We start from the raw sequence: 1,980 nt of genomic DNA, 5'->3' as shown, positions 1-1,980 counted from the left end.
CTGATCCGAGGTGTCCTTTTTGTCTCAGCCCTCGGGCGTATACCAGATCGGCGAGGTGAATGCGCGATCCTGCACGGTCATGGCCGTGCCCTCGGGCATCTCCACACCGAAATAGACCGCGTCATAGGCGGTCCAGCGCGGCGATGGGATCTGGATCACGCGGACGTAGTAGTAGGCCCGCTGCGACGGGTCGAACTCCGGGTCTTCCCACCAGCCGCTCAGGACGGCGCGGCCGATGTCGTTGGTATAGGTCGCGGTGGTGAGATCGACGGTGTTGCCGACATCCCCCGCACAGGCGCCCTCCACGATCTCCCGGTCGGCACAGGCGACATCGTAGATCCGCTCCTGCGTGGCGCCGGTGTCGTCGATCCAGCCCTTGATGATCTGGACACGATCGAGGTTGGCGCCGTCGGGATCGCGCAGGGCGCGGACGAGGAAGCGCGGCGCCGCGCCGTCGGGCCCGGGCCGCAGGTCGCCGCCCATCGGGACGCCGCGCGCGTAGCCCTCTGCGGCGAAGTCGGGCCGATTCACCTCGGTCTCTTCGAAGTCCCACCCGCCGAACACGCGGACCCGCAGGCGGGTGCCGCTGGTGGCGAAGACCTCGCGGCGCTTCATCGCGTCCCAGATCGCTTCGCGGGTGTTTTCCGTCGCCCAGACCGCCGCGAGGCCGGAGGCGCCCATGTCGCGGTCGTAGATGGAGAAGCGCGGATCGACGGCGCTCTCGATGAAGACGCCATCCTTCCGGTGCAGGCCGGGCTCGACGTAGTAGATCTTGCCGAACCAGTTTTCCTCCCGCGTGGAGGAGATGGCGTTGTGGTTGTCCGTCGAGCCGATCATGCCGAACTTGAACGGGTTGACGCCAAGCCGCGCCTCTTCCGCCATGCCGAGCTTCAGGGCCTCGCGCGCATACTCGGTCTTCAGCATGCCGGGCTCCTTGGCCACGGTCCCGGTGAGGTTCGACGCATCCATCAGTTCGAAATCCGCAAACGCATCGTCGGGCGACAGCAGCGGGTGGGCCTCGCCGGTGCCCTTGGACTGGGTGACCTCGAGCAGCGGCTCGTAGCGCGCGCGCTTCGTCGCGTAGTCCGCGTCGAACGGCTCGCCATCGAAGGTTTCGAGCATGAACATCATGCCGTTGGACAGGTTGCCATTGTGCGGGATCGCCAGCACCCGGCCGCCGGTGTTCTGCTCGTAATCGCCTAGGTATTGCCAGAGGTCTTCCGGGTCATCGCTGTTGAAGGCCGAGAACGGCACGACCTGCCGGGTCCTGTCCGCGTTGTCGCGGAAGATGACGTTGCGGTGCAGGTTGTTGCTCCCGGGGCCCGAGGTCCACTCGTATCCGATGAAGGCGGTGAACACGCCGGGCTCGTTGTAGCGCTCGGCGTTCTCGATCACCTTGTCCCAGACCCGGATCTGCATCTCGGGGCTGTCGATGGGATCCTTGCCTTCGGCATTCGCCGCGCTCCATTCGTAGGCGGCATCCAGACCCGTCCCGGCCTGGAAATAGTCATACCAGCGGCGCCCGACTTCCGTTTCCAGCAAGATCGGATCGCCGCGATCGAGGTAATCCGCGATCCCGAGATTCTCCGCGTGATCGGCGACAACCACGAAGTCGAGCGGGCGGATCAGTTTGAACCGCTGGCCGCTCTGGCTTTCCACTTCCTCGCCCCGCGCCACGCGATAGGCGGCGTCCGGCCCGAGGGTTGCTCCTGCCATGCCGGCATCTGCTGACCAGGAGGTGTGCAGATGGGTATCACCGAAATAGACGTTTTGCGGGAAGTGCTCATCGACGTAGGGCGAATAGGGTGTTTCGGGCGTGGCGATTCTGTCTTCGCTCAGAGTGAATTCCTGCGCCTGAGCACAGGTGACGCCTGCCGCGAACGCGGTGGCGGCAATCGTCCAGGAAACTGACCAAGTCGTTGTGCGGGCATGGAAACGCGTGAGTTTCATGAACTGACCTCAAGATGCTATCGGGAATAC

2 protein-coding genes are annotated in these 1,980 nt (G+C 64.8%); one reads left to right on the top strand and one right to left on the bottom strand.

Going from position 1 to position 1,980, the window contains the following annotated elements; genetic code table 11:
* Positions 1 to 24 precede the first annotated feature (24 nt).
* The gene (locus AC6RA4_RS25170; protein ID WP_500165012.1) at positions 25 to 1,716 is read right to left on the bottom strand and encodes a DUF3604 domain-containing protein; all 1,692 of its coding nucleotides are present in this window, start codon (positions 1,714 to 1,716) and stop codon (positions 25 to 27) included.
* 30 nt (positions 1,717 to 1,746) lie between these two features.
* On the opposite strand from AC6RA4_RS25170, the gene AC6RA4_RS25165 reads away from it, so the two are divergent.
* Entirely contained in the window at positions 1,747 to 1,911 is a 165-nt protein-coding gene (locus tag AC6RA4_RS25165) for a hypothetical protein (RefSeq protein ID WP_500165011.1), read from the top strand.
* Positions 1,912 to 1,980: the final 69 nt, after the last annotated feature.

It is taken from the genome of Salipiger sp. (assembly GCF_059781815.1).
The sequence above is the reverse complement of the archived record's forward strand: the minus strand, read 5'-3'. Positions and strand labels throughout refer to the sequence as shown.